The sequence below is a fragment of the Paenibacillus sp. UMB7766-LJ446 genome (assembly GCF_030226665.1).
Lineage (GTDB): Bacteria > Bacillota > Bacilli > Paenibacillales > Paenibacillaceae > Paenibacillus > Paenibacillus vandeheii.
Genome location: NZ_JASOYM010000005.1, coordinates 405,427 through 431,822, shown reverse-complemented (window position 1 = coordinate 431,822; position 26,396 = coordinate 405,427). Strand labels below are relative to the sequence as shown.

The 26,396-nt window shown below is 46.6% G+C and carries 25 protein-coding genes; all 25 read right to left on the bottom strand.

What is annotated here, in order from left to right; all coding sequences use genetic code 11:
- Positions 1-32: 32 nt before the first annotated feature.
- The 25 genes from htpG to QP794_RS15725 all read right to left on the bottom strand — a co-directional run bounded on the left by htpG (position 33) and on the right by QP794_RS15725 (position 26,396).
- Positions 33-1,913 carry a molecular chaperone HtpG gene (gene htpG, locus QP794_RS15845; protein WP_285077983.1) on the bottom strand — a complete coding sequence of 627 codons (1,881 nt, stop codon included), beginning with the start codon at positions 1,911-1,913 and terminating at the stop codon, positions 33-35.
- 1,250 nt (positions 1,914-3,163) lie between these two features.
- The gene (gene nikC / locus QP794_RS15840) at positions 3,164-4,063 is read right to left on the bottom strand and encodes a nickel transporter permease (protein ID WP_285077982.1); all 900 of its coding nucleotides are present in this window, start codon (positions 4,061-4,063) and stop codon (positions 3,164-3,166) included.
- A 251-nt stretch (positions 4,064-4,314) separates the two neighbouring features.
- Positions 4,315-5,319, bottom strand: coding sequence for an ABC transporter permease (locus QP794_RS15835; RefSeq protein WP_024632912.1), 1,005 nt, complete (start codon positions 5,317-5,319; stop codon positions 4,315-4,317).
- A 155-nt stretch (positions 5,320-5,474) separates the two neighbouring features.
- Entirely contained in the window at positions 5,475-7,127 is a 1,653-nt protein-coding gene (locus tag QP794_RS15830) for an ABC transporter substrate-binding protein (protein ID WP_285078045.1), read from the bottom strand.
- Positions 7,128-7,944: 817 nt separating this feature from the next.
- Entirely contained in the window at positions 7,945-8,883 is a 939-nt protein-coding gene (locus QP794_RS15825) for a glycoside hydrolase family 25 protein (protein WP_285077981.1), read from the bottom strand.
- A gap of 118 nt (positions 8,884-9,001) precedes the next feature.
- On the bottom strand, positions 9,002-9,496 hold the full coding sequence (locus QP794_RS15820) for a phage holin family protein (protein WP_285077980.1): 495 nt from the start codon (positions 9,494-9,496) through the stop codon (positions 9,002-9,004).
- A gap of 378 nt (positions 9,497-9,874) precedes the next feature.
- Positions 9,875-10,201: a hypothetical protein gene (locus QP794_RS15815; RefSeq protein ID WP_285077979.1), complete on the bottom strand. Its 327-nt coding sequence runs from the start codon at positions 10,199-10,201 to the stop codon at positions 9,875-9,877.
- 77 nt (positions 10,202-10,278) lie between these two features.
- Positions 10,279-10,851 (bottom strand): hypothetical protein, encoded by a 573-nt coding sequence (locus QP794_RS15810; protein ID WP_285077978.1) that lies wholly within the window; start codon positions 10,849-10,851, stop codon positions 10,279-10,281.
- Positions 10,852-11,457 (bottom strand): hypothetical protein, encoded by a 606-nt coding sequence (locus QP794_RS15805; RefSeq protein ID WP_285077977.1) that lies wholly within the window; start codon positions 11,455-11,457, stop codon positions 10,852-10,854.
- Complete coding sequence (locus QP794_RS15800) at positions 11,457-13,787, bottom strand: hypothetical protein (RefSeq protein ID WP_285077976.1); 2,331 nt, start codon at positions 13,785-13,787, stop codon at positions 11,457-11,459. Before QP794_RS15800 ends, QP794_RS15805 begins: the two co-directional genes overlap by 1 nt.
- Positions 13,788-14,333, bottom strand: coding sequence for a putative phage tail protein (locus QP794_RS15795; protein WP_285077975.1), 546 nt, complete (start codon positions 14,331-14,333; stop codon positions 13,788-13,790).
- Positions 14,330-15,388 carry a baseplate J/gp47 family protein gene (locus QP794_RS15790; protein WP_285077974.1) on the bottom strand — a complete coding sequence of 353 codons (1,059 nt, stop codon included), beginning with the start codon at positions 15,386-15,388 and terminating at the stop codon, positions 14,330-14,332. Before QP794_RS15790 ends, QP794_RS15795 begins: the two co-directional genes overlap by 4 nt.
- A complete protein-coding gene (locus QP794_RS15785) occupies positions 15,381-15,794 on the bottom strand; it encodes a DUF2634 domain-containing protein (protein ID WP_285077973.1) in 414 nt (137 codons plus the stop codon). The genes QP794_RS15790 and QP794_RS15785 overlap by 8 nt, the downstream gene beginning before the upstream one ends.
- Positions 15,791-16,048, bottom strand: coding sequence for a DUF2577 family protein (locus tag QP794_RS15780; RefSeq protein WP_285077972.1), 258 nt, complete (start codon positions 16,046-16,048; stop codon positions 15,791-15,793). Before QP794_RS15780 ends, QP794_RS15785 begins: the two co-directional genes overlap by 4 nt.
- 5 nt (positions 16,049-16,053) lie before the next feature.
- Positions 16,054-17,064: an XkdQ/YqbQ family protein gene (locus tag QP794_RS15775; RefSeq protein WP_285077971.1), complete on the bottom strand. Its 1,011-nt coding sequence runs from the start codon at positions 17,062-17,064 to the stop codon at positions 16,054-16,056.
- A 13-nt stretch (positions 17,065-17,077) separates the two neighbouring features.
- Entirely contained in the window at positions 17,078-17,773 is a 696-nt protein-coding gene (locus QP794_RS15770) for a LysM peptidoglycan-binding domain-containing protein (RefSeq protein WP_285077970.1), read from the bottom strand.
- A complete protein-coding gene (locus QP794_RS15765; RefSeq protein ID WP_285077969.1) occupies positions 17,774-19,831 on the bottom strand; it encodes a phage tail tape measure protein in 2,058 nt (685 codons plus the stop codon).
- A gap of 201 nt (positions 19,832-20,032) precedes the next feature.
- Positions 20,033-20,455 carry a phage tail assembly chaperone gene (locus QP794_RS15760; RefSeq protein ID WP_285077968.1) on the bottom strand — a complete coding sequence of 141 codons (423 nt, stop codon included), beginning with the start codon at positions 20,453-20,455 and terminating at the stop codon, positions 20,033-20,035.
- Positions 20,456-20,735: 280 nt separating this feature from the next.
- Positions 20,736-21,194, bottom strand: a complete 459-nt coding sequence (locus QP794_RS15755; RefSeq protein WP_145320645.1) for a phage tail tube protein — start codon at positions 21,192-21,194, stop codon at positions 20,736-20,738.
- A gap of 1 nt (position 21,195) precedes the next feature.
- The gene (locus tag QP794_RS15750) at positions 21,196-22,512 is read right to left on the bottom strand and encodes a phage tail sheath family protein (RefSeq protein ID WP_285077966.1); all 1,317 of its coding nucleotides are present in this window, start codon (positions 22,510-22,512) and stop codon (positions 21,196-21,198) included.
- Positions 22,512-22,709: a YqzN/YkzM domain-containing protein gene (locus QP794_RS15745; protein ID WP_285077965.1), complete on the bottom strand. Its 198-nt coding sequence runs from the start codon at positions 22,707-22,709 to the stop codon at positions 22,512-22,514. Before QP794_RS15745 ends, QP794_RS15750 begins: the two co-directional genes overlap by 1 nt.
- A gap of 49 nt (positions 22,710-22,758) precedes the next feature.
- Complete coding sequence (locus tag QP794_RS15740) at positions 22,759-23,190, bottom strand: phage tail terminator family protein (RefSeq protein WP_285077964.1); 432 nt, start codon at positions 23,188-23,190, stop codon at positions 22,759-22,761.
- 127 nt (positions 23,191-23,317) lie between these two features.
- Positions 23,318-24,571, bottom strand: a complete 1,254-nt coding sequence (locus QP794_RS15735; protein WP_285077963.1) for a tail fiber protein — start codon at positions 24,569-24,571, stop codon at positions 23,318-23,320.
- Complete coding sequence (locus tag QP794_RS15730) at positions 24,571-25,161, bottom strand: YmfQ family protein (protein WP_285077962.1); 591 nt, start codon at positions 25,159-25,161, stop codon at positions 24,571-24,573. Before QP794_RS15730 ends, QP794_RS15735 begins: the two co-directional genes overlap by 1 nt.
- A 113-nt stretch (positions 25,162-25,274) precedes the next feature.
- On the bottom strand, positions 25,275-26,396 hold the full coding sequence (locus QP794_RS15725) for a baseplate J/gp47 family protein (protein ID WP_285077960.1): 1,122 nt from the start codon (positions 26,394-26,396) through the stop codon (positions 25,275-25,277).

Below are 26,396 nucleotides of genomic sequence, written 5' to 3'. Positions count from 1 at the left end.
CGGAAGTGCCCTGTCGGGGTTGAGATGGTTGGTTAGACCATAACCTTGCAGATATCGTTGGTGAACTCTACCGGATCTTGAATTGGCAGTCCTTCGATCAGCAATGCTTGATGATACAGCAAGCTTGTATAAAGGCTCAGTTTTTCTTTATCCTGTGCGAATGCGTCTTTCAGGGATTTGAAGACATCGTGATTTACGTTGATCTCCAGCACTTTATCCGCCTGTACATTTTCACTGTTTGGCATAGCTTTCAGGATTTTCTCCATTTCAATCGTCAGCTCACCTTCGGTGGACAAACATACCGGATGGCTTCTCAGGCGTTTGGAAGCTTTAACAGCTTTTACTTTGCCGCTGAGCTGCGCTTGCATCGCTTCGAACAACTCTTTGTTGTCGTTGTCCTGTGCGTCTGTTTCTTCTTTATCTGCACTGTCCTCGATGCCCAGGTCACCGCTGGAGATGGATTTGAATTCTTTCTCCTTGTAGTTCGTGATCATCTTGATTGCAAATTCGTCGATGTCGTCAGTGAAGTACAGCACTTCATAGCCTTTGTCGAGCACACCCTCGATCTGCGGCAGCTTCTCAATCCGTTCAATGGATTCACCAGATGCGTAGTAGATATACTTCTGATCTTCCGGCATTCTGGAAACATACTCGTCCAGGCTCACCAGTTTCTTCTCTTTGGAAGAAGAGAACAAGAGCAGGTCCTGCAACGTATCCTTGTTCACGCCATAGTCACTGTAGACGCCATACTTCAGCTGACGGCCAAACGCTTGATAGAACTTCTCGTAATTCTCACGCTCGTCCTTAAGCAGGCTTTGCAGTTGGCTCTTGATCTTGTTCTTGATGTTCTTCGCAATCAGGCTGAGCTGACGGTCATGTTGCAGCATTTCACGGGAAATGTTCAGGGACAGATCTTCCGAATCGACCATACCTTTGACAAATCCGAAGTAATCTGGCAGCAGATCACCGCATTTGTCCATGATCAATACACCGTTAGAGTACAGTTCAAGACCTTTTTCATACTCTTTTGTATAATAATCAAACGGAGTGTTCTCCGGGATAAACAGGATCGCATTATATACCACTGCGCCATCTGCGCTGATGTGCAGGTGTTTGAGCGGTTTGTCAAAACCGTAGCGTTTTTCCATATAGAAGTTGGTGTAGTCTTCTTCAGTCAATTCGCTTTTATTTTTACGCCAAATCGGCACCATACTGTTCACGGTTTGCTCTTCTTTGTACTCCTCGAACTCGTTCTCTGTACCTTCCTTCGGACGCTGACCTGTCACTTCCATCTTGATCGGGTAACGAATGAAGTCGGAGTATTTCTTGATGATGGATCTCAGGCGGTACTCTTCCAAAAATTCGTCATACGAATCTTCTTCGGTATTTTGTTTGATCGTCAGGACGATTTCCGTACCCACGGAATCTTTCTCGGCTGGAGAGATCGTGTACCCATCCGCGCCTTCGGATTCCCATTTCCATGCTTCGTCGCTGCCCAGCGTTTTACTCGTTACCGTCAGCTTGTCCGCTACCATGAATGCGGAGTAGAAACCAACCCCGAATTGTCCGATGATGTTATGACCGTCTTTCGCTTCATTCTCTTTCTTGAACGCCAGCGAGCCACTCTTCGCGATAACCCCCAGATTGTTTTCCAGCTCTTCCTGGGTCATCCCGATTCCTGTATCGGTCAGCGTGAGCGTACGATTTTCTTTGTCAATGGTGAGCTTGATGTAGTAGTCCTCTTTGTTGAAGACGAGTGTGTCGTCTGTCAGTGCTTTGTAATATATTTTGTCAATGGCATCACTGGAGTTGGAGATCAGTTCTCTCAAAAAGATTTCTCTTTGGGTGTAAATGGAGTTGATCATCATATCCAGCAAGCGTTTGGATTCAGCCTGGAATTCTTTTTTAGCCATGAATGGGTTTCTCCTTTCAAATTGGATATAGAATGATTAGATTGAATATAGAAAGAAAACCTTTGAATTGTTCATGCAGACCGTAACATTGCTAGAAAAGCTTTCAATCGCTTTGATCCCCAGATTTTTTTGATTCATTATTGCTCATTTAAAATAAGTGCATGATTTTCTGCGATCTAGCCGTTCCGGTTACGAATCGTTCTTCCGATCGCTGTTATCCCCTAATTTTCTTGACCCCCTTCTACAAAGGTTAAAATTATGGGATAAAGGCGAGCGCTTCGCTTCTACAGAATCGATTTCGTCCCCTCCACTGCTGCCGCACCATTCATCAACTGATTTTAAACATTGCGATTTTTTTTCAAGTAAAAATCTGTTGATCAATCTCTCTTGCGTGCCAAGTCTTTTCTAGCCCCTCCACGCTCATGCATGTCCTATTCAGGTTTAACATTATCCATATTCAAAAACACAATCATTCCATATGTAGTCGTGTAATAAAAACATCATTTATTAGCACTCCGTTCGTCAGAGTGCTAAACCCTTCCTTTTATATAACATATGGGAAAATTGGGTGTCAATACGAAGCCGGTTATTTTAACAAAATGATCGAATAACACTTCAAGTTTTGCACATCTCTAACCATTTTAGCTCAATACATCATGCAATACAAAAGCCGCCTCGAACCAAAGTTCCAACCGGCTTGGAGGACAGATGGTAATAAGTATGTGCAGTATTGGCAAGCCACACGCTAACGAATCTCACAGACGTTAATTAGCCTTTATAGGATAATTTCATAATCTAAAGAATCGTAGACACGCTATTTCTCACCTTTCGCCGATCTATCAAGGCTTCCGTAGGTTTTTCGCAAAATAGCGTGTGTGAAATTCTCGTTAGACTAGGGAATTGGCAGTAAATCGTAGAACAAGGCTTCCTAGGTTCGTTGGATTTGGAACAGAGTCGGAGACTTAATTAGAGATGCAACTAGAGTTGAAACTATATAAATTGAACTAAACATTTACACGATAACGGAGAGGACAGAAATAACCTGAAGAAGCGGAGCTAAAAGCTTTCTGAAAGAAAGTTGCATCGGAAGCATACACCTCGCCTTTATCCCCGGATTCCCCCCTTTATATTAGGGATTTTAAAAAAATCTGGGGATAACAGCGATCGGAAGGTTGTTCTGTCATCGGAGTGTTAAGTGTAAATATTCTTTAGTTCAATTGATATAGAAAAGCAACCAGAGATGCAAACTGCTACTTTTTGGCCATCTTTGGATCTAGGGTATCGCGCAAACCGTCCCCCAGCAAATTGAAACCGAGTACAGTGAACATGATGGAAAGCCCAGGGAAAATAAGCGTCCACGGTGCTTTTTGCAGAAACTGGCGGGAATCCGACAGCATTTTGCCCCATTCCGGATCAGGTGGTTGCGCGCCCATGCCGAGGAATCCAAGTGCAGCCGCTTCAATAATCGCTGTCCCAATCCCCAACGTGCCTTGTACGATGAGCGGGGTGAGGCTATTGGGCAAAATGTGCCGGAACAGAATTCGCATATTGCCAGCCCCCAGCGTACGTGCCGATGTAATAAATTCCTCCTGTCTCAAGCTAAGTACCCTTGAACGTACCAGTCGTCCGTAGGTCGGGATGTTTACGATCGCTATCGCGAGCAGTGCATTCTGCAAGGAGGGACCCAGAATCGCGACAATGGCGATTGCCAGCAGAATAGCTGGAAAAGCGAGCAAGATATCGAACAAACGTGAGATGAGCATGTCTGCCCATTTCCCATAATACCCGGCAATCAGGCCGAGCAATGCACCCGCAATAATAGAGCCAATAACCGAAAAGAAGCCAACCCACAATGAAATGCGCGCTCCGTGCAGCACTCTGGAAAATACGTCACGCCCGAGATCATCGGTACCGAACCAATGCTCTGCCGAAGGAGCTTGCAGCCGATCTGTGAGTACCTGCTCTTTGTAGTCATACGGGGCAATATACGGGGCCACAAAAGCCAACAGGATGAAAAAAACGATAATGATCAAGCCTGCCAGCGCAAGCCGATTTCTCCGAAACGTTCTCCAGGCTTCCCGCCATGGACCAGATACGGGTGCCGACGCGGCGTCCATGGATGCTCCGGTATTGGTCGATAATTTGGCCATGCGGCGTCTCCCTTCTAGGATATGAATGAAATACAAGATTAACGGTTTCTATTACAATTACACTCAAGTACTACGATTGCAGTACCATCTTCCGATCGGTGATAAATGCGAAGCTTATGCTTTCGAAGCAGCTATCTTCCAGAAAGTTTTTAGCTTCGCTTCTACAGATGGGTTCTGCACTTTTCGTGTCGTGTAATTTTTTAAAGTTAACTTATATGAAGTTCCATTCGTCAACCCAAATGATGAATTTCCTATTTATAACTAATTCGAGGATCAAATACGGCGTACAGCAAGTCCACAATTAGGTTAATCACCACGAAGAAGAATGCCACGATCAGAATACCGCTCTGGATCACCGGATAGTCCCGCGAACTAATTGCTTCATATATATAGCGACCGACACCAGGCCAAGCAAAGATGGTTTCAGTTAGCACGGCTCCACCCAGCAAAGATCCGGTCTGTATGCCGATGACGGTGAGCACGGGAATAAACGCATTTTTCAACGCATGTCCATATACGACAAAAAATGGGCCGAGTCCCTTCGCTTTCGCGGTACGGATATAATCCGAACTCATCACTTCGAGCATACTGGAACGCGTCATTCGGGCAATAACGGCCATCGGAATAGTGCCCAGCGCGATACTTGGCAGCAGCAAATGTTTCGTGACCGTCCACAGCTGATCCCACCGTCCGGCAATCATCGTATCCAGAACGTACAAGCCCGTAATGGCTTCAATCGGATCACGCGCATTCATCCTGCCGATAGACGGCAGCCAGTGCAGTTTGTTTGCAAACAGCCACTGTTCCATCAACCCAAGCCAGAAGATTGGCATCGATACACCAACCAATGCAATGACCATGCAGCAGTAATCGAACCACGAGTTATGTTTCCACGCACTGACGATCCCGGCATTCACGCCTATGATGATCGCAAACAGCATACTTGCCATCGTTAATTCAAGGGTTGCCGTCAGATATGGCACAATTTCCTGGGCAATGGGAACCTTGGTGCGGATGGAGGTGCCCAGATCTCCCTTAAACAGATCGCCCAGATAAGCGAAATATTGTTGAAACCATGGTTTGTCCAGTCCGAGCTGGTCACGCAGGGCTTGCTTGGATTGTTCGGTTGCCTTTTGCCCGAGTATGGTCTCTGCCGGATCACCCGGAATGGCGTGGATAATGGAAAAGACGATCAAGGTCATGCCCAGCAGCACGGGCAGTAACACGAGTACACGTTTGACGATGTAACTGTTCACTCCTCATTCACCTGCCTTTAACGTATAAAAAGCGCTGGCAGACATGCATGCTTTAGATAGTTACATCCGGATGTGGGTTCTGCCAAGCATTACGTGTTCGCCAGCGCTTTAGACTAATGGTTCTTATTTAATACTAATTGCGGCTCGTATATAAGTTATTCAAAGTAGGCATTGGCATAGGATTCCGTTCCCAATGGGGACGGTACAAAATCTTTCAGGTTCGCTTTGCCTGCCAAAATAGGTGTGGTGTGCACAAGTGGAATCCATGGCGCATCTTCCTTAATAATCAATTGCGCCTGCTTGTACAGATCCGCACGCTTGTCCTGATCCGTTTCTTTCTGCGCACTCGTCAGCAGCGTATGCAATTCTTCGTTGACGTAGAAGCTGCGGTTGTTGCCCGGGATTGCATCCTTATCGAGCAGCGTGTACAGGAAGTTATCCGGGTCACCGTTATCACCGGTCCAACCGAGCATGTAAATGTCGTCTTTCTCCCCGGCTTTGGCATCATCCAGATACGTTGCCCACTCCGGTGATTCAATGTTGACGGTCACTCCGATTTTCTCAAAATCGGCCTGGATCGCTTCGGCCACCTTCTTGCCGTCAGGCATATACGGCCGGGATACCGGCATGGCATAGAATGTTACCGGGTCAGGCAATCCGTCAGGGTAGCCGGCTTCGGCAAGCAAAGCTTTTGCTTTTTCCAGATCATAAGCGTAGTCCTCAATACTGTCGTTATACCCCCAAAGTGTTGGCGGCATCGGGTTCACCGCTGGTTGGGCTTGTCCCGCAAAGAAAGCATCAATAATGCCCTGTTTGTTTACTGCATGGTTGAGGGCTTGTCTTACTTTTACGTTATCAAACGGTTTTTTCTTAAAGTTGAAGCCAATGTATGACACGTTAAATGGTGGACGTTCGATCTTTTGCAGCTCGCTATTCCCCTCAAGGATGGACAGGTCGTCCGGGTTCAGGTCCTCCATGATGTCAATCTCGCCGTTCTGCAGCGCATTGAAGCGTGCCGTGTTATCCGGAATGGAACGCACGATCACCTTGTTCAGCTTCGGCAGTCCCTCTTTCCAATAATTCGGATTCTTCTCCAGAGTGATGGAGTCGTTCCGCTTCCACTCTTTGAAAACAAACGGGCCTGTGCCTACCGGCTCGCTCTTGAAATTTTCCTTTTTCTCCTGAATCGCGGTTGGGCTTGCAATGCCAAATGGCGTCATCGCAATGTTTTGCAGGAAAGGCGCTTGTGGCTGGTTCAGGATGAACTCGACCGTTGTCTCGTCAATCGCTTTTACTTCCTTGATCACGCGTCCGTCTTCCGGACCAAACATGGAATCGTAATAATCGAAGGAATCCCCCTCGAATTTATATTCACTGGCCGGATCACTCCATCGGTTGAAGTTGAACACCACAGCCTCTGCGTTGAAGTCGGTACCATCGTGGAATTTCACGCCGGACTTCAGCTTGAAGTCATACTTGAGTCCATCCGCCGAAATCTCCCAGCTCTCAGCCAGTCCAGGAACAACCTCGGTTCCACCTTCTTTGTAATCCAGCAATGAGTCGAATACCTGATGTCCAATCTTCAGCGACTCCCCATCCGTAACAATTGCCGGGTCCAGTGCCACAGAATCTCCGCCACGTCCCATAATCATCGTATCCTGTGCTGCCACTTCTGCCGGAGGCTCGCTACCTTCCGCCGGAGCAGGGGAATTACCCGTACCCTCGTTACTTGCGCTGGAGCAGCCCGATAGAATCATCACTGTACTCATGGCCAAGGCCATGACACCGGATAACCACTTTTTTCTCATTTGCATACGTACAACACCCTTCCCTGTCTCATAATGTGTGTGATACTGGCGTAAAAAACTCCAATGATTACAATGGTTCGGCTTGGTGCTTTGTATCATATGAAAGGCTTTAGATGCCTTTGATACCTGTGATGTAAATCTGGATAAGCTGAGGCATATATGTGAAATGTTAAACGGGATGTAACCGTACACATTTTGTTAGATTTTCGGATGATTTGACGAGTTCTAAATGCCTGTGGTTGTTGCGTAATAATTGAACTTAGGTCAATAAGCAACAGTAGAATGGTACCGACTGAGTAGAGGCTTAACAAGGCTGATTTTGAGAGACCGGTTGTGTTGACTGGTGTGGAGTTGGCTTGGAATGTGACTTGGAGTTATATCATCATGGCTGAATTATCATTGGCAAAATCTAATGGTCGCGATCAGTTGGAACAGAAATTTGGTAAACAGGACATTTTAGTGGTTTCTCAAACAGGTTGGATTGGATAGTTTCAATACGTTGTGAAATTAATCTTGAGATGTTGGATTTTACAACAGGGAGACATTACAATAACTTTTCATGTTAAAGTCTTGTCATGATGAGGAGGATTGCGTAAATAAACAGTGGTGAAAATCGATTTCGTGTAACTTACTTTACATCACATTCATCAATTAGACAAGAGATTTACGGACATAAGTCTTCAACTTTATTATATATGTTAATATCATTTACATAAAACACAAAAAAGGAACACCTTTCGACAAAAAACGTCGTGTGTCCCTTGTTGTGTTCCCTCTTTACAAACCGGGTCCAACTTATATTTTAAGCTATGTCAGCTTATTTTTTGAATAAACCTCTGCGGTACATGACCGTGATAAAACGGTAAAAATCATAACTCGCCCCACTATCTATGCTAAACAATGGATTTTTGGTGTCATATGCCAGTGCTGCGTCAACGGCAGCTTTTGCCCAGACTGGAACTTCCATCTGTTGGCGCGCCTGCAGTTTATCGACCTGGGATTTGAGCGCATCAAACGCTGCTTTCTCTTCGGCTGTCATCGGTTCGCCCCCTTTCGGTGGTTCGGTTGGTTTCGTGGGATTGGTCGGTTCGGATGGCTCTGGCGGCTTTGGTGTTGCTGTTGCATATCTCGCTCTCAATTCCGCTGCCGATCCTTGGAACTCGTTCATATCCACGTTGCCGCTGATCCCGTTCACCTTGCCCGAGTCCGTATACTGCCAGAACGTCCAACGTTTCCAGGCCGACTGGTCATCCGGTACACGCGTGTTGCTGTAACGCGCAATCCATAGATCGTATGAGCTGAGTGATGTATCAAAATTTCCGGCAAATGAATTGCCCGTGTATATGATCGGTTTCACACCCGTGAGACGTTGTAATTCCGTTAAAAAAGCCTTGGCGACCGTGTTAATCTGAGCTTTGCTCAGGTTACCCGGATTATTCTCGTAGTCCATGACAGGAGGTAATTGCAGCGCCTTCGCGCCTCCTACTTTTTGTAATGTCGTAGCATAATGCGCAGCTTCAGCCTTGGCACCATCGGTAGACGTGGCGCGGAAAAAATGATACGTCCCCACCAGCATGCCCGCTGCCAGTGCGCCAGTTACGTTTTTTTGGAAATTCGGGTCGGTATACGTCTGCCCTTCGGTCGCCTTGATGAACACTAATGTCATGCCGCTTGCCTTCACTTTGGCCCAGTCGATACTGCCCTGATAACGGGAGACATCAATGCCCTGTGTGTTACCCGAGCTTCTCGTTTGCATGTTTCTCACACCCTTTATGCGGCAAATTGCCGTTTGTATATAGTTAATGCGTGGGGATCAGGGGATGCTTGTGTGTGTGTCCCTGATGTTGGTAAAAGGTAAGACGTATGGCTAGGAGCTACTTCGTGCCATCTCTTGTTTGAGGATCTGTGTCATCTGGTTCTGCCTGTGAAAAAGTGTCTTTGGCACTCGGGGAGAAGTTTCCGGGGAGTTCCCCGGTTCCTCCCTTGCCCTTGAGCACTTCAATAGCCTGCCGAATCACAGGTGGAATTGGTGCGCCCAGTTTGCCCCCATTTTCAATTATGGATAGCAGCTCATTCGCGATATAAAAAAAGGCGACCGCATCCCTGAACAAATGTCCGTCTCCCAGAACACCGTCCACCAGATGAGCCACCGATACCATTGCAAATATAAACACCTTTCGTGCGATGCCGAACATCCCGACATTACTCTCCAGCTTGCCAGTCATCCCTGCGGCCGCGATGCCGGTTAGGTAATCGAGGATGACGAAAACTAGTAGGACGCCTAGCACGCCTGACCATCCTCCGAAGAAGTAGGTTACTGAGCTGGTTATTAGGGCAAGGAGCCATTTCCATAGGGTTTCCTGTTCCATGGTTTCACCTCCTTTGATTTTGTAATATCAGATGCTCCAGAAGGCATAAAAATAGCGCTCCTTATTTGGAACTCTTGTTACACAATATTCCTGTTTTGGTCCATATCTCCAACTCGCAGAGCTTCCGCCACTATATCACGGCTTTGAACTGGTACAGACTCCAACTTGATCATTCTTTTATGAACCATCATTACGTATATAGCTAACATAGTCTCACCTCCCATCATGAGTGCTACAGCCCATCAAATCCAGCAGCCAAGCAAGTTTATCCCGTATTAGGTATCAAACTAAGCAGCATCATGTGTAATTCCATGAGCGCCAATTGATTCGTGTTGTTTTCTTCCCGTAATCGCTGATTTTCTGCCGCCAATTCGGCAATTAGAGACGTAAATGAAATGGCAGGCGGTTGTGGTCTTCATCGGGTTTTGGCGGGTAGTCAAAGAGTGGTTCCAATGTTTCCAATTCAACGCGTGTAATCATACCGCCCTCGGCACGGTCAAACATGTATTCGTCGTATTCAAGCTGAATCATACCGACGCTATGGGGAACTTTATCGTCCAACGCTTTGTACAACTTGAAATCCTGTTCTCTCGTGGTTTCGACGACGAACCCGGCGCTCTCTGGCGTAATAACGATTACGTTCCCGGATTGCAAGTATTTGTAAACCTTCATACCGATTTTATTTTTCGGCTTTTGTTCGTTCATTTTCCCACTACCTTTCGTTGATTAATTTGATATGACAAAAAAAATTCCGGATTCTAAACGTCCCCTTCTCAATTTCCTCACGTTGGAAATCTTCCCGCTACGACATTTGATGCAGTGAAATTCACTTCATCGGAAGCTGTAATAGGAGCTTGATAAATAACTCTAAGTCCTAAGAAAAACTCGGTATACCCTGTAGGAAGATCACCAGTCCAAGATTCTTCAGACACTGAATAAGAACCTGCTTCCAAGCTATTTTGATAACTGAACCAACATTTTCTAAGTTGCATGTCTACGGTTATTCCGTTTATGTTTCTGGGCCATTCGAAATAATTATTCTGCGTACCATTTACATAAAGAGACGCTTGTCCTAAAACTTTAAACACTGCCAAGTCTCCTCCTGAATTCCTGCACCCGAGAACAAATTCAATACTCGCCGACACGTAGGCGCTTATCTTTGCGGTGTACCTAAAGCCGCGATACGCGCTTATAATCGTCCTTCTTGTAGGGGACAGGTCGCATATCTTAGTAAAATCAACTAAGCCAGCACCATTAATTCGTTGGATAGATAAAGTCGGTATCAATTCTGCGTCAATTGATTTAGGCCCGTCAATCGCGTAGTTGTCCAGCAAGTAATTATCAATTAACGGCATTTACTGCACCACCTTTTCCAAAATCACTCCAAAATGAACAATTGATCCGGAATGTGCTGATGAAATTACCTTTCCGCCTTTTATGAATATTTTAGGCAACGGGAGAATTACACTATCGTAAGGCTTCACCTTATACAAATTTATTAACGTCATTCCATCGAAAGTAATTGAAACTGCCGACTCCGTAGAAGTGGTATTGGTAATCACGAATGATTTAACAATCCAATCATTGCCCGAATTAAGCGTCACACTTCCGGGAGTACTCCGAGCTGCTACGACATAGGGATATTCACTCGGAACGTAATCACGTTCGAAGCCGCCTATGGATAAGGCGACAACTGCCGAGGATGCAGACGCTGATATGATCGTACCCGGAATAATAGGTACGTCCAAGTCATTAATTATCAACGTTCCGTTTTCCTTCAATGTGTGACTATGAATTATAACAATTCCTGCGGCCCCTAAACTAATGGTGACGTCTGAAGAACTTCGATTACATATAACTATAGACTTAACAACTGCATACTTTCCTGTAGGCGGAGCATAAATGGATGAACTTACAGTAGGCATTAATGCGCTATATAACGATTTAATCGTATCTGCCATTATTCAATCGGCCCCCAAACGTTTCGTTTATTTTGTTGTTGCAGCAAAGTACGGACAGCCTCGTTAACCGCCGTCTCGACCACTGATACCGATGCCGCGTTCTGACGTACGACGTCGTTCATATCCGTAAGTAACGCCTTTTCGTTCTCGGCTACCGATCCGACGAATGGAGCAGCCGGAGACGTGTCCTGTATAATGTACGTTACCGTATACATGGCTGTCGGATCGTACTGCTCCGGAACCTTCCGCGCCTTGTATACCCCGTACGCGTATTGATCGGATATAAACTCCCATCCATTATCGCGTTGACCGTTTCGATAGATAACCAACGGCTTAGCCAGTTTATTCTTCAAAATCGTTCCTGCTAAAGTTGTATCGTTGAAACGATAGTAACTATTCGCCAATACAGGTTTCACTATTTCACGCAACACCACCCCCGTTCCGACTTCAACTTGGTTATTGCCTTCGATTAACGTCAATTGTCCTTCTGACGTGATCGGTTCGACAGTTGGCGTTGCAAGTTGATATACGAGTTGGTATGGTGTCCATTGCATGTGTCTTGTGTAAGTTGCAACCGTTATAGGTGAAAGTGGCAACGTGTTTGTATAAAATGATGCAGCCCCTCCCGACATATATATTGAATCTAATGGACACCATGCTTTACCAGCGGCTTCACCATTGTACGGCTTACTTACATCTGGTTGATTGTTTAAGAACATCTTCCATCCCATGAAGTACGCCTTAATTTCGTCGCCTGTAGGTGTGTATGAATCTCCCCATCCGCTGTCTGCAGTGGAAACACCTATTCCTAAAAACGCACCACCTGCCCCTGTGTCCCAATCTCCTCTGCTATATTGATCCACATATAAAGAAGGCGATCCAGCAGATAAATAGGATCCATTGAATTTAGTTACAGTAGGCAAAACATTTTTATTTCTATCTGCTATGTCGTACGTTAATCGGACACACTTTCCTCCGGTATACGAATTAAAGAAAGTGTATGAATAATTTGAGTTCAGCGTAATTTTTTTCCACTTCGACAGCTTAAAATGCTGCCCGTCCTTTTCAAACACTTCATCAGCATTCGTTCCGGTTAATGGATCAGCGTATAATTGCGTTTGTAACGCGAGAATGTCGTCCTTACGTGGTTTGAACGGTTTGACTGTCGTACCTAGCGTGAGCATAGGATTTTTGAACGTAAATGTTCCTGGAGCTGTTCCAGTCACCCGAACATCCGCGGTAACAGCATCATTAGGGGCAACTGCTGTAACAGTATCTTTATTGCCGTCCGTCCACGAAATACGGTTATCGTCTTTGTCATTCCAAGACCAGTTAATATACGCTTTGGTTACGTCTCCAATAATCTCGTAATTCAACGTATACATATTCCCCGGAACAACGGGGACTTTAACAGTTAAACTCGCTCCGTTATATAATTCGTCTGTTGCGCTTCTAACGATTTCGTAAGGTGATGTTATACTGTGCGGAATGCCTTGGATGCTCCATTCGTAAAACGGCGGCAACAAGTTCTCTCCATATCGAATCAGATACGGATTTTTTACTGGTTGCACGCTGTCAACGTAAGGATACTTAACAGCTATCTGTTTCTGTGTGATGTTGTCCAGTACAGCATCATCAGATGCACTAATCTCATAAAGGCGCACATTATCCACATTGAATACTTGCCCTGCTGACCCGCTACCTACAACCGCAATTGCGTGGGTTGTAGCAGTTGCAGTAAACTTCGCGAAAGAAGTTGTGAATTGTGATCCAGTTACCTTACTTCCGTTAACGATAGTGGAGATCGATACAAACACTTCGGTAGTGGATACGTTCTTAACATCCGCCAACAGTAAATACGTTTTTCCGATTGTTGTAGATACTGCTTTACTTATGTTGCTGTTACTAGAGGCTAGGGTCACTTTTAATGAACTCAGACTTCCCTGGGCATACGTAGAAGTGTCTAAAATAGCCGATGTTGCGCCAATTGCCCAGCTACTGTATCCCTCGAAACCACCATCACGCCCCAATAAATTTACCAGTGTACGGCCCTTCAACCCTTCCAACTTAAACGCCGAGGCACGCTCCGCATTGATGATCTGCAATCCTGGTTCCAACGTGACAGATCTCCGCTTCTCCGTATCCAGACGCTCTTGAATACTACTCACCTGTGCCGCGGTTTCCTCAGCCTTTTCTTCGACTTGCCCCACACCTTCATCAACCTTCTCCCAGTTCTGATCCAGATACTTATCCAGATCAAAATAGGTCGTCGATGGGGAGGAACGATCAATCTTATTCAATCCCAAATTCGGTGTTTTCGGTTCATTCATTTAAGCTCCACCTCCTGCAAACTTATCCTGTCGAGTCTGTTCAATCTCCTCCAACGTCATGCTTTCAACCTCCGCAATCGTCAAATACCGTAGACGGTAGTCCACGGTCATATGTGCTGGTTTAATATCCTCAATCGCTGCCTTCAGATCAACCAGATTGGGTGGCAAGCCCCAAGTGTCGATAAAGCGAATTCGGATCAAGTACTCCTCTGGCGAAACGGATACATCAATCCCGCCACTTTCGTAGGCCTGCGCCACATTTTTGAGCATGGAGCCAGAGACTTTGCCGCTGCCGCGCATTTTGGAAATAATTACGGATCTCCGCTGGTCGTCTGGCTTGGCTTGATTTGTCGGAATCTGCAAATCCCGCTCATAACGTTCCAATGCCCAGGTCGCAGACTCCGGGTAGAATTGGTCCAGCACACTTTCCAAACCCACCGTAAGCTTGCCCAGTTCAGCACCTTCGGTCTCTGTAAGAAGCTGCATCTCCAGCACATTTTCATACAACGGAGGCAAAAGAGTCATTAATACTTCTGCTTTACTCATGTCACCTTCACCGTCCCAAGAACGGCTACTGCGCCGGGGGCGATCTCCAGATTGGACATACCACCATTCACCAGCAGATCGCTATAATCGATCACAGGCGGGATATCCAGAATGACATTGGCAATACGTGTCCAACGAACCAATGGATCGGCGAAAGCTAGTTCTTTCAAATACGCCGTAACTCCCGTTTCAATAAGTGTCTTCACGCCCTCGTACGTTGAACCAGAAGCAAGCGTGACCTGTACCTCAACATCAATAGGAACCTCTTCCGCTCCCACTACTGTGACCACAGGTCCAATTGGAGCAGCACCTTCGCCCATTCCATCCTGGGTTGGATCGATATATTCCTGCACCGCCTTAATGACCGCCTCAGCAGGTGTTTGCATTTCGTTATTCAGCAATGCCACTTTGACTGTACCTGGACCATCCCACAGTGGAAAAGCCTTCGCTTTGCCCACACCGGAGTTTTCCCGTGCCCATAACTCATACTGATATTTGTTGGCACTCGTGACTGGGCGGGATACTTTGTCCTGATAGCGATCATATAAGGCCTGATCCGTCTCTTCGTCTTCACCCGGAACCAGCAACTGTGTCAGTTCGGCTGTCGTCAGTCCGGCTATATAATCGATGGGCAGCAACGCCCCTGTGTATTCATTGCCTTCCGCTCCCGCGACTTCACATTCCAACACATATTGTCCAGCCGCGATGCGTTCCACAACAACATACACCCGATCCCCCGTGGAAAAACGACTCTCCAAAGGAACTTCAACGGGTTTGCCTCCATTATCTTTGAAGCTACCGACCCAACGTGCCTGGGTTGCCGTTTTACGAGTAATGCCTGACCAGGCCACTGCCCGATCAAGGTACTCCCCGGAAGCCGTGTCCGCAAATTTAAGATTGGCGTTCACATCCAGCTCAATATACATCTGAGCCATTTCCACAGCAGCTGGCGCAAGCGCATCATAGATAATGCTGCCTTCACGCTTATCCACACCATTTGGCACCTTGTCCAGCATTCGATTCAAAATGACTTCAAACGTCTGCTCCTCATACATTCATGTTCACCTCCGTCTCTTGCCTGAAGCTGCCAAAATCCGTTTCAACGGTAAAAGATACCCGCACCCCGTCTGCCTCGTGGACAAAATCAAACTCCGTTACATCCGAAATGCGATCATCCGGAAGCAACGCTTCGCGAATCCAGCGTTCCAGTTCCGACTCCACCATGGATCGTCCGGCCATTCCTTCCCAGGACCATTCCATGCCGTAATCCGAAGAATAGATTAGATACTCGTAGCGGCGTGTGGATAACGCTTTATACACCGCCTGTTTTACCGCATCTTTTCCATCCAGTTGCAATCTTCCAATTCGCTGACCAGAAGCTTGGAACACATACGTCAGACTCGGGAGAACAGCAGCTTCTTCCTGATCTTCTGCACTCATTTGTGCACCCTGTGGAATCATGGATTCACCAGCCGATCCAGCACAACAAAGCTGTCCCCGCCCTGCACACGTAACAGCAACGCATGGTCACCTACTGCCCAAGCTTTGTTCGCTACGGATTCCGGCAGTACCAGAAAAGGTTCAGCCAAAGCCAGCCGTTGTTCAACGGTAATCTCCAGGGGCTGTATATTCGTAACACTTCCGTACATCACCTGAACAGGAGCTTTTGCATCTACAGCGGCCACTGCCGCCTTTTTAATCACATCCAGCATCATTATGGTTACACCACCTTCAAATCCAGCGACATCGTGTGCACGCCCCCCTGTACTTTATGCGTACACTCGTCCACCAGAAAATATTGATTTATCTTCAGTTCCTCAATCTGTATGTTGACATAACTGCCAGCCCTCACCTTGAAATCGCCGAGCGCATCCACCTTCAGTGTCTGTGTCTCGCGGTTACGCAGCGTCATCAGGGTCTTCAGCATGTCATCAATCTGGCCTTTGTTCAGGCCATCGTCGGCTTTTTGGTACAAAAAAAGCAGCCCCCATTGACGGATGCTGCTTGAGTTCTGATGCACGTATGTTTCCCTTTTCCCAGTATCCTTGTTGTCCCGATACAGCTTGATTTTGTTATACGTCTGGTCGTCAATCGACCGCGTATAGCTGTAATTCGTGAGCAGACTGTTGTCTCCAATGACAAAGCCGTACGGCATCTCTTCGACATCTCGAAGTACCAACTTGCCAAAGTCATCGTAGAAGATATAGTTTTTGCCGCCATAGATCAGCGTGCGGTCCAACGCCTCACAGATCATGTCGATCAGCTTTTTATTATCAAATACCATACGCGGAATGGCATATTTCGGCTGAATAAGATCACCTGTTTTCAACAGAAAGTCTTTTGCAATTCGTTTGATCACATCCGCAGCGGTTGCGTTCACGAACTTGTACGTCTGATTCGCGGTCAGATATCGAGTCTGGTCGTAGGCTTTGATTTTGACACTTTCATCCTTGCCGCTATCCACCGAAAAGACGTATCCGTAAAACACTTCCACTCCATTGCTGATATACTTCACGACATATCCATTCTCGTACGAAAATTTCGTGTTCTGATATAAGCTGCCTTTGATCAACGTGAATTCCAGAGAGGAAGGCTTGCCGATGCGGGAAGTTTTGTACGTAATGTCGCCGGCAATTTCACTAATATCCCAGATGTTGCCCTGCTTATCATCCAGCCATAAATGCTCTTTCAGGTTTGTCTGCTTGTTATCCAAGCTTATCTGCTGCTGCATGTGTCCTCTCCTTTCACGGAAGCTTGATCACAAGTCCAATCGGCAGCTTCTTCAGTTGTGCATCCTTGATGCCATTCAGCTTCTGCAACTCTTTCCAGCGAGATCCATCTCCCAGGTTGGCTTTCGCTACAGACCACAAGGAGTCTCCAGCTTTAAGTGTGACGGTCTTTGCCTGAATTTTTTCATTGGGCCGAGAGGCTTTGGTTTTCATTTTCGAAGCAGCAGTATCCTTACTGTCCTTGAGTGGCACTACTTTTTTGGCGGCATAGAAAATGAACTGCTTCAGCTTGATATCATACTGAATATCCCCCACCGTGCCCGCTGTCTCCTTCCAGTCGAAGCTCTCAATGGAAACAGCCATATTAATGGTGTACCTTGCACTGGAAAAGAACAGCCTGACAGTTCTCCCCGTCTGCATCCAGCGAATGATCTTTTTCACATATTCGTAAGGATCACGGTAATACTGCTTCTGAACTGCCGGATGACTTGCATCGTAATTCAAATGATACGGACTGTAGTCTGCCGGAAAAATACCACTGAAACTGACTTCACGAAGCTTAGGCGATTTGATCACGTTAATCTCACCCAATGCGCTCACGTTAAACGTACTGCCGTCTCCCGAGTCCGAAAACTCAATACTCTCTGGTGTCACCGGGAAAAACATGTATTCGGAGCGGTTATTGAAACTCAATTGAATATAATATTCCACTTAACCATACACCCCCTGGGCGCTGGAGACGATCTGACTGTTCAGTCCATCGGTAATTTTGCTGATGATGCTGTCCACGTCATGTCCGCTGTTGATATCCCCTGTGGTGACCTGAACGGTTGGTGTCAGACTGACAAATCGCTGAATAGCCTGCATCTCTGCAAGCTCACGCATCAGTTTCAGATCCTCGCTCGTCACATCCACTGTGCCATCCACATCTCCGATTTTGTCCACCTGTCCGATATTGTTAATTTTGTTGATGTTACTCATATTGTTGGGAACGACAGTGGGAGCGGGTGCAGTTGGCATTGATGGCATAGAAGGTGTTTTGGGAGTAAAGCCGCCGAAGTTTCCGGGTAATTTATCAGAGCTGTTGGAAAATATACCTTTTGTGGTATCCACCAAATCCTGCCCCTTACCGAAACCTGCATCGTATGCATCTTTATAATCCGCTGAAGCGTCCATTCTCCATAAGTTAACAACATCCTTTTGGCTCTCAGGAACACTCGCTTCAAGATCACTCATTAAACCCTGTATCTTACCGCTCATCGAATGAATGTTAGCATCATCAACTAGTTTAATACCTCCCCAATTGGTACCGAAAATCTTATTCAGATAGGGTATTAATTTGTTTATACCTTCGATCATCCAGTTGATTTGGTCTTTGAAACCACCTGCGAAATCCTCAATTCCCTTTGTAATGTTGAACAGAATTTGGAGTACAATGAGTCCCATGTCAACAAACAACTTCTTGAATGCATAGGCTGGATCTCTGAATACATTAATGACAAATTCAGCCCAAGACATGAAATAATTCAGAATGGATGCAAAAATTGATTTCATATGCTCGTAAACCATATAAAAATAACCTATAATCGCTCCCACCATATCCCCAGCTGTAACGCCGCATAATTGCAAGATATAAATGAGTAGCGCAATAGCAGCAATAACAAGCAACACAGGCCAGTTAGCTACCAACCATGCGGCAGCGAGAGAATACACCTCAGCGATCACAATGCCAAGTGAAACAATGATATTGTAGAGCAGCACAATAGCAATAGCAGTCAAAATAGGTGCAATGATATCCCAGTTTTCTTGCACAACTGTTGCAAAACTGATGAACCCATCCACAATAAACGCAACCACCTGAGCGATGATTGCAAATGCCCCACCAATCCATTCAATAAAACCACTGAACTGGCCAGAGCTTATAGCTTCGTTTAACCGATCAAGTACCGGGGACAGAACTTCCAACGCTTTCGTACCGATTTCAGACAATATACCATTGAACTGGTTCACAAGAGCCATCCATTTTTGCAATGGGGAATCCAGCATCGTATCAAAGGCCTGTTGGGTGTAACCTTGCATTTCAAGAACCGTCTGCAGACCCTGTATAAAACCATCCAGGTCTTTAGTTTGGATAAATTCACCCAATCCAGCCCCGGTCAATGCACTTTCCGGGATGTTAAATTGACTAGCCAAATCAGTATTTTTTCCATTCATGGCACTAATAATGGCACCAGAAGCATCGGACAGACTTTTTCCATCCGGAGACAACATACTCAAACGCTGAGTTAGTTGATTTAGCTGATCTACCTGGCCTGTATTCTGTGCCAAAGGTAAGAAGCCTAGAGAAGCTTTAAGCGAATCTTTGACATCTTGGCCGCTCTTGGAGGCTTGATCTCTAAACTTATTATAGATACCTTCCCCGAGCACCGGGTCTTCAGCGGCAACCATGTAACGATACTTGAAATCTTCTTCCTCAGCTGCCGCTTTTAACACGACGCTTCCAGCCGACTTTAACATTTGCAGCCGCTTGGAGAGCTTGTTCAGATTATCACCCAAAGCATCACTTGTATCATCAGCCGTATCCTCCAGCTTTTCCATCAGATTAATAGTCACATTCATTTGCTGGTTTATTTGATTAAAGTGGTTGGATATATTCGTCTGATTGAAATTATTTAAAATCTCGGTTGTTCTCACCTGGACCAGATTCAAATTGTTGATCAGATTATTTATGGATGGAGGATTGATAACATCGATCCTTGTATCGGACATTCATTTCTCCCTCCTTTCCCTTTTATTTTTTCCGGGCGCGGTTCTTGGACCGCTCTTTCTTCTCTTCCTCTACCCGAATGGAGATCATCGCGTAGATCGCTGCTCGCTCACGTAAGGAGAATGCCATCAAATCATGCGGTAAAATGTTCAATTCATGGAGAGCGTAATAAGCCAAATTGGCTTCGGAATCGCCCTCTTTAATTAGTTTTTTACGTCATCCACCAGTTCGTTCATGTCCTGATTGAAGCCGTTCAGCTTCTGAACCTGTTCGCCGAGCGAAGCAAATTCCCCAGGCAAAAGCATTTTCCGCAAAAGCGATTCCGCCCCCATTACGCCATATGAACGCTGGAGTTCTGCATTTTTCAGATCGGGGTAGACCACGCTGGCGCTCATCAGGCGAGCCATGTAATCATTGGCATCGATGTCGGGTGTGTATACACCGTTCTTGCCCTTGATTTTACGAGTAGCCGCCTTGCGGCATTCCTGATTCTCGTCTTCGGTCATGCTGCGCAGTTTCCAGGCAACCGGTTTGCCTTTCTCATCCTTAAAACGAGAAGATACGATGAATTCCTCCGTTGTATCCGCCGCTGCATTTTGCGCAAAAAACATACTCAATCCGCTCATTAATAATTCCTCCTCTAAAGTAAAGCTCTCCACCGCATGAAGCGGCGAAGAGCAAATGTAATATGCCTAAATGATTAGATAATGCATGTGAAACTAATGTGATAATAGTTTAGCGATGGGCAATTATGTGCAGCTTATCTTCAAGTGAAAAGAGAGTGCACCAAGATTTGGGTATGCCAAATAGCCCGTAACACAGGCAAGTTGGACAGGTTTATTTTACAAACCCGCTTATAAATCAAACTCGTTATATATCTATGGTTTTATGTCCGCAACTTCTATATTACTTCGGCAAATTAAACGATACAGGCATATCGACATCTTCAAAGGTAAAGCTCACTTCCTCCTCCAACGCCTCGGATTCAGTATCCAGGGATGCCATGATCACACTGTCGAGGTTGACGCCTTTGAGCGTCACGGTCTGTTTCCCGATGGTGGATGAAGGATCTTCGTTGGTCACTTCAATGTCGAAGTAGGTGTCGACGCCATTCTGCATGTACTGGAGCATCAGCTCACGGAAACGGGATGTGGTATAAAAGATCGTCATGGAACCCGAGCCGGACCAACCTGTTGCTTTGTGCTGAACACCGCGGCGGCCCAACGTTTTGACCTCTGCTTTTTGCTTCTCCACGGTTGCTTCCAGCGTCTTCACGTAAAACATTTCTTCCGTCTGTCCGTTAATCGTTGCGTATGCGCGGCCTTCCTGGCCGGAGATCGTATCGCTTGCTTTCAAAAATGCCATCTTAAACCACCTTCACTTTCATATATACTTTTTCAACGGAATCTACTGGTTGGACTTGAATCTCGATAAGAATGCTGTCTATTTCATTTCCCGTAGTAACCGTAATATCCGTTTTGGAATCAAAATTTTGAATCGCCCCGATATCCTGAAGCTGCTTCAGATAGGTGACACATTGGGAACGGAACAGGCTGCGCCCATCTTCGTTGTTGTTCACTTTGCCGATAAAATAGGACTCGAAAATCCGTTTCATGTCGTTGGCAATGCCATCGAGCACACGAACAACACGGTTTTTGGCAAAATGACGTGCCTTCTCCGGTGTAACGGAACGGAACGTGTTCACATCCTGCTCTACCACCGCGCGGTTGCTGCTCGCCGTAAAGACGAACTCACCATTGCGCAGTGCAGCTTCTGTCTCGCTGTGCGTCAGTCGGCCGTTAACATCCACGGCATCGTCATAAGCGCGGAATGTCAGGGATTCATTCAGGTTAGCTCCCGCTGTTGCACCGGCTGTCCATGCTACGGTTTGTTTTGGTGTTAGATTGGTACCATCTGCGAGCACAACGCCGTTTTTGACACTGATGACCCCTTCATGATCCGCAGCCGGATAATCCGACAACACCAGTTGTACCTTCTTGCCCTCAGTGTCACGCAAACGCTTGATGTATGCCGTGTATACAGATTTCAACGTAGCATCGTCTGAGATCAGACCGACCGTGTTAAAATCCAGTACCTCCAGCTTGGTCAGGAAATCGGCATGCTCCTGGTTGGTCGCGGAATTATCCTCTCCACCTGTTAGTGGAAGTGCAGCTGTTGTTGTGAGCGCGCCTTCGCCATTAAATGTAACGTATGCGTTGGATTCCAGTTCTTCAATGGTAGACGCTGTTTGTTTATCTACTTCTTTACCTGCAAGCAGAGTTGAAACATCGAATTGGTCCGGATTATTGATATTTGCGGAGATTACAACTGCCAGATCGTTACCACGCTCACCGCCGTGTTGAGCAGTTACCGTCAGTTTGTCCAGTGTTGCCTTGGCTTTTGTCCCCGCATTCAAACGATAAAGGAGCAAAGTCTGCGCCCGTTTCAATGCCTCACGGATGAGCAGCAATTGAGGTGCTGTCCAGTCATAACCCAATTTAGCTTGTACATCTTCACCTGCTTGTACAGTCAAGATTGTTCCTGCTTGTCCCCATGACAATGGAAGGGCCAAAGCTACCGTTCCCCGCTCTCCTACCGTACCCGGCAATGAGCCCTCTGATGCAAAATTCATATATAGGCCAGGGCGTACCTTGTTTTGAGTTGTCCATGTTCCTCCAGCCATTATTGTGCCTCCCCATTCATAAATTGTTGGATGTGTTGTTGTGCTTCTTCTATTGTGTATGTCTGTTGTTCCAGAAGTACGGCTGTCAGAATATCTTTCTCCATCCGGTTCAATTGCTGGGATTCGGCGAACTGTGCTTTGCTGTATTTCTGGTTGCTTGCCGAGATCTTACGTTCCGGTTCTTTTTTCGTAAACATTGCCAATGCGCCTCCTATTCCTTTCATGTAAATCCCTCATTCTGATTATTTATTCGTTAGCGGCTTTTAGTGCGGTGGGTCGCTGTTCCAGTTGTTGCATGGTAGCGGCGGACTCCGACACTTTGGTGGTTCGCATGGTGTAGTACACCAGCATCCGCGGTGTGGCGTTCTCCGTCTCCCAACGCAGTTCCGTTGCGCGATAAAGTGTTCCCTCTACACTGATGGTTTCCAGTGCTTCAAACAGCTCGTCCGGTAGGGTTGCCAGGATATTGTCTGCTTCAAGCCAGCGGATTTCGAAGGTATGGGACTGCACGAAGCGATCACTGCGTTCCCGGGTGAGCTGGGCGGACAGCAGGCGGTAGGTGATGCCTTTGGCCTCTGGGTTGGGGCTAGTGATTCCAGTTGCCGGGTGAACCGGGATGTTGGGAAAATGCTGTATAAGCGTTTTTTCGATTGCAGCGTTTAGTTGGTTTGTGGTCATGGTTCACCTCCTTATAGATAATAGTAGTTACCCTATGGAAAATAGCCATTGTACAATTAAGAAAATAATCCCATAGAAATAATGTTATATCTGCATTCGCATATACTTTTTTAAAGTTTCTAACTCACTAGTTACCTAATATTAGTGAACCACTTGAAGTAGTAGCATTAGAACTTGATACGGAATAACTACTACGCATAAGAATAGAACTTCCTACCCTACCACCGTAAGTGTTATTCGACCCCTTAATATTATTAAAATAAGCTACTGTCCCTTCTGAAATATCAAAAGCCTCCATTTGATTAGATATATTACAGTCACTGACATCTAAAACAGGAACTCGTATCGCCTTCATAAAACTATATCCCGTGCTTGTTTTATTTACATACATTAACCTTATTTTATTGCAATTTTGTATAAAGAAGCTGTTGTTTGAGTTTACTATTTCCAGAGGCACTTGATAGTTACCATTAATAAGTACTTCTGCACTACAAGCACCAATATTAAAATACCCTACCAACCTTATCCTTGGATCAAAAGAAAAGTATAAAGGGGCCCCATGAAAATCTTGTATACTAACATCTCCTGTGTAAGTTTCTACTGAGGAAGTAGTACTGTTCTCAATTTTAATCGTTCTTACTCCAGCATTAAATTTCTTTAAGAAGTCCACTGCATCCTGTATGGTAGAAAACTGAGCAGTTGAAGTATTTTTTCCAACTCGAACTATAACTTCCCCACCACGTAAATCAGCATCTCTTGAAACCTCATTCATAACAAATGCACTAATTGAACTGAGGTAGATAACCTCGTATACTACAGTTGGATCGATGTAGTTGTTCGGTAAAGTGTAATTTTTAAAATGCTCTGCTCTAAGATGATAGTTTGTACCATTGATTTGTAATAATGTTGCAGTGTTTAGAGTAGAATTGGTCACATTAAATTGAACTTTGAAAGAAAATCCATTACTAACTGTCGGAGTTGAATTAAAGGCGCACACAAAGATATTACCTGAGGAACGCACTGCTCCAGAGAATAAGTTTAGCGACTTTGAAATTTGATTAACTTGGCTATCCGTATAGATTTTTGCATTTGCCGTACCCAATGTACTAGCAGCTACCCTCGCATCACTAACCGCCTTCTCCGTCGCCGCCACCGTCTCGGACGAGCTGTCCGTCTTACTCGACAACTGCACCTTCCCTTTCTGCGTCAAAGACGCATCGGGAATATCCATCTTGCTCACCGCTTCACGAAGCGTATCCAAATCGGCCTGCGTCGCAACACCTGCATCAATCTTTTCAAAAATCCCATTAATACTCTCCCGGGTCACATTCTCGTTCCCCAAGGGCAGAGGTAGTTTCAATCGATCAGTTTCCTGTGGCATTACGCCCACACCTCCAGTTCATTCCACGTCAAGGACGCGGCGTCCAGTTCATCCCAGGTCATCTGTTTGTTGTCCAGATCGTCCCAGATCAGATATTGATACTCATATTCCACGGCTATATGGGCCGGTTTCAGTTCATCAATTGCACGTTTGAGATCGTCGATATTGGGCGGAATGCCCATCGTATCCACAAAGCTCACGGTAAAGCTCCACGCTTCCGGTTGAAACGTCACATCGACCTTACCCCCCGCATACGCCTCAGCTACATTCGCAACCAATCTCCCTGAAAACTTCCCGGCGCCCCGTAGCTTGGACTCAACCACGGCACGCCGTTGCTCCACTGGTTTGAGACGATCTGTCTCAATACCAAGCTCCTGCTCCCAGAAATCCAATCCCCACGTCGCCGTGCGGACAAAGAACTGATCCAAAGTCTCATCCAGTGCCTGATACAGCAGATCCATCTCGGTTCCTTTGGACTGCATATCGGCCTGCATCACGCGAGAAGTCTCATAATAGCTCGGCAAATACGAGTACAGCTCCAACCCTTTCTCACTCGTCAGTCCAACATTTACAACAGAAGGAGCACTCATGCCCTTTCCCCTCCCTTCCTTTCACACCAACAGAGAGCGTCTCGCTCACCAGCTCCAATCTGCCTCGGTCTCCGGATACCCCAATTACTTCCTCTTCCACCAACTGCCCAACACTACTCATGCACATCCACCGTCCCCAACACCGCCACCTGACTCGCGGTCATCTCGATATTCTGGTCGCTCACACCGTTCACGGTCAGCTCCGAATAATCGATAATCGGTGGAATGTCGAGCAGGATTGCGGCAATTCGAGTGTAGCGTACAAGCGGATCGGCAAAAGCCAACTGTTTCAGATACGCGGTCACCCCGCTCTGGATCAACGCCCTTACATCTGCCAACGTCAGCTTCACCTGAATGTTCATCGGCACTTCCTCTGCGGGCATGACAGTCACCACCGGGCCAGCAGGCGCAACGCCTTCCCCCTGTCCATCCTGCGTTGGGTCCACGTATTTCTGCACAGACGCCACCAGATCGGTTCCCGCCGCACGTTTGTCCGTATCCAGCAAATACAATCCCACCGTGCCCGGCCCTTGCCATAACGGAATAACCCGCGTTGCACCAACACCTGGTACCTCACTGGCCCATTGCACATATTGCGATTTGTTGCCGCTTGTTCCCTGATTTCGGACTTTGGCATAAAAGCGTTCCAACAGCGCCGTATCTGCCTCGATATCTGCCCCGCCTTTAATCACCTCAACATTAGTTACAGAGGTAACGCCACTCATTGGTGTGGACAGGACGGTCACGGTGCCCGCAGGCACATTGCTTTCTTTTCCGGCAACGAGCGCCCGCACGCCAACACTACCCAGACCATCTTCTCCCAACTCCACACGACCAACGGTTTCATATTCGAGCGAAGCCTCACCGGAGATTTCATCGGCCAACGTAGCCACAACTGTCCCAGCAGGAATCACCTTGCCCGGCGTACCCGCAAATTTAACCGTACCTTGAGCCGCCACCGCAGCCCGCCGCGTAATGCCATGCTCTCCCGCCCGCAGATCCAGCTCTTCCGAACGAAAATTCGGATCACTGCTCGCCGCCGTACTCGCAAATCCGCGCCGCAGCAACTCCTGTGCCCAGAGCGCCGCCTCAGACAGCATAAACGCAACCGGAGCCTCCGCATCCCACAGAAACGACCCTTCCGACTTATCCAGATCCGCGGGCAGACGATCCAGCATACGCTGCATAATCTGTTCCTCCGTCTGGTCCTCCAAATAACGCGGAATCTCAGCCAT

Coding starts and splice junctions, on each gene's coding strand:
- htpG (WP_285077983.1), bottom strand. CDS start 1,913: ATGGCTAAAAAAGAATTCCAGGCTGAATCCAAACGCTTGCTGGATATG.
- nikC (WP_285077982.1), bottom strand. CDS start 4,063: ATGGCCAAATTATCGACCAATACCGGAGCATCCATGGACGCCGCGTCG.
- QP794_RS15830 (WP_285078045.1), bottom strand. CDS start 7,127: ATGAGAAAAAAGTGGTTATCCGGTGTCATGGCCTTGGCCATGAGTACA.
- QP794_RS15825 (WP_285077981.1), bottom strand. CDS start 8,883: ATGCAAACGAGAAGCTCGGGTAACACACAGGGCATTGATGTCTCCCGT.
- QP794_RS15820 (WP_285077980.1), bottom strand. CDS start 9,496: ATGGAACAGGAAACCCTATGGAAATGGCTCCTTGCCCTAATAACCAGC.
- QP794_RS15815 (WP_285077979.1), bottom strand. CDS start 10,201: ATGAACGAACAAAAGCCGAAAAATAAAATCGGTATGAAGGTTTACAAA.
- QP794_RS15810 (WP_285077978.1), bottom strand. CDS start 10,851: ATGCCGTTAATTGATAATTACTTGCTGGACAACTACGCGATTGACGGG.
- QP794_RS15805 (WP_285077977.1), bottom strand. CDS start 11,457: ATGGCAGATACGATTAAATCGTTATATAGCGCATTAATGCCTACTGTA.
- QP794_RS15800 (WP_285077976.1), bottom strand. CDS start 13,787: ATGAATGAACCGAAAACACCGAATTTGGGATTGAATAAGATTGATCGT.
- QP794_RS15795 (WP_285077975.1), bottom strand. CDS start 14,333: ATGAGTAAAGCAGAAGTATTAATGACTCTTTTGCCTCCGTTGTATGAA.
- QP794_RS15790 (WP_285077974.1), bottom strand. CDS start 15,388: ATGTATGAGGAGCAGACGTTTGAAGTCATTTTGAATCGAATGCTGGAC.
- QP794_RS15785 (WP_285077973.1), bottom strand. CDS start 15,794: ATGATTCCACAGGGTGCACAAATGAGTGCAGAAGATCAGGAAGAAGCT.
- QP794_RS15780 (WP_285077972.1), bottom strand. CDS start 16,048: ATGATGCTGGATGTGATTAAAAAGGCGGCAGTGGCCGCTGTAGATGCA.
- QP794_RS15775 (WP_285077971.1), bottom strand. CDS start 17,064: ATGCAGCAGCAGATAAGCTTGGATAACAAGCAGACAAACCTGAAAGAG.
- QP794_RS15765 (WP_285077969.1), bottom strand. CDS start 19,831: ATGTCCGATACAAGGATCGATGTTATCAATCCTCCATCCATAAATAAT.
- QP794_RS15760 (WP_285077968.1), bottom strand. CDS start 20,455: ATGAGCGGATTGAGTATGTTTTTTGCGCAAAATGCAGCGGCGGATACA.
- QP794_RS15755 (WP_145320645.1), bottom strand. CDS start 21,194: ATGGCATTTTTGAAAGCAAGCGATACGATCTCCGGCCAGGAAGGCCGC.
- QP794_RS15750 (WP_285077966.1), bottom strand. CDS start 22,512: ATGGCTGGAGGAACATGGACAACTCAAAACAAGGTACGCCCTGGCCTA.
- QP794_RS15745 (WP_285077965.1), bottom strand. CDS start 22,709: ATGTTTACGAAAAAAGAACCGGAACGTAAGATCTCGGCAAGCAACCAG.
- QP794_RS15740 (WP_285077964.1), bottom strand. CDS start 23,190: ATGACCACAAACCAACTAAACGCTGCAATCGAAAAAACGCTTATACAG.
- QP794_RS15735 (WP_285077963.1), bottom strand. CDS start 24,571: ATGCCACAGGAAACTGATCGATTGAAACTACCTCTGCCCTTGGGGAAC.
- QP794_RS15730 (WP_285077962.1), bottom strand. CDS start 25,161: ATGAGTGCTCCTTCTGTTGTAAATGTTGGACTGACGAGTGAGAAAGGG.
- QP794_RS15725 (WP_285077960.1), bottom strand. CDS start 26,396: ATGGCTGAGATTCCGCGTTATTTGGAGGACCAGACGGAGGAACAGATT.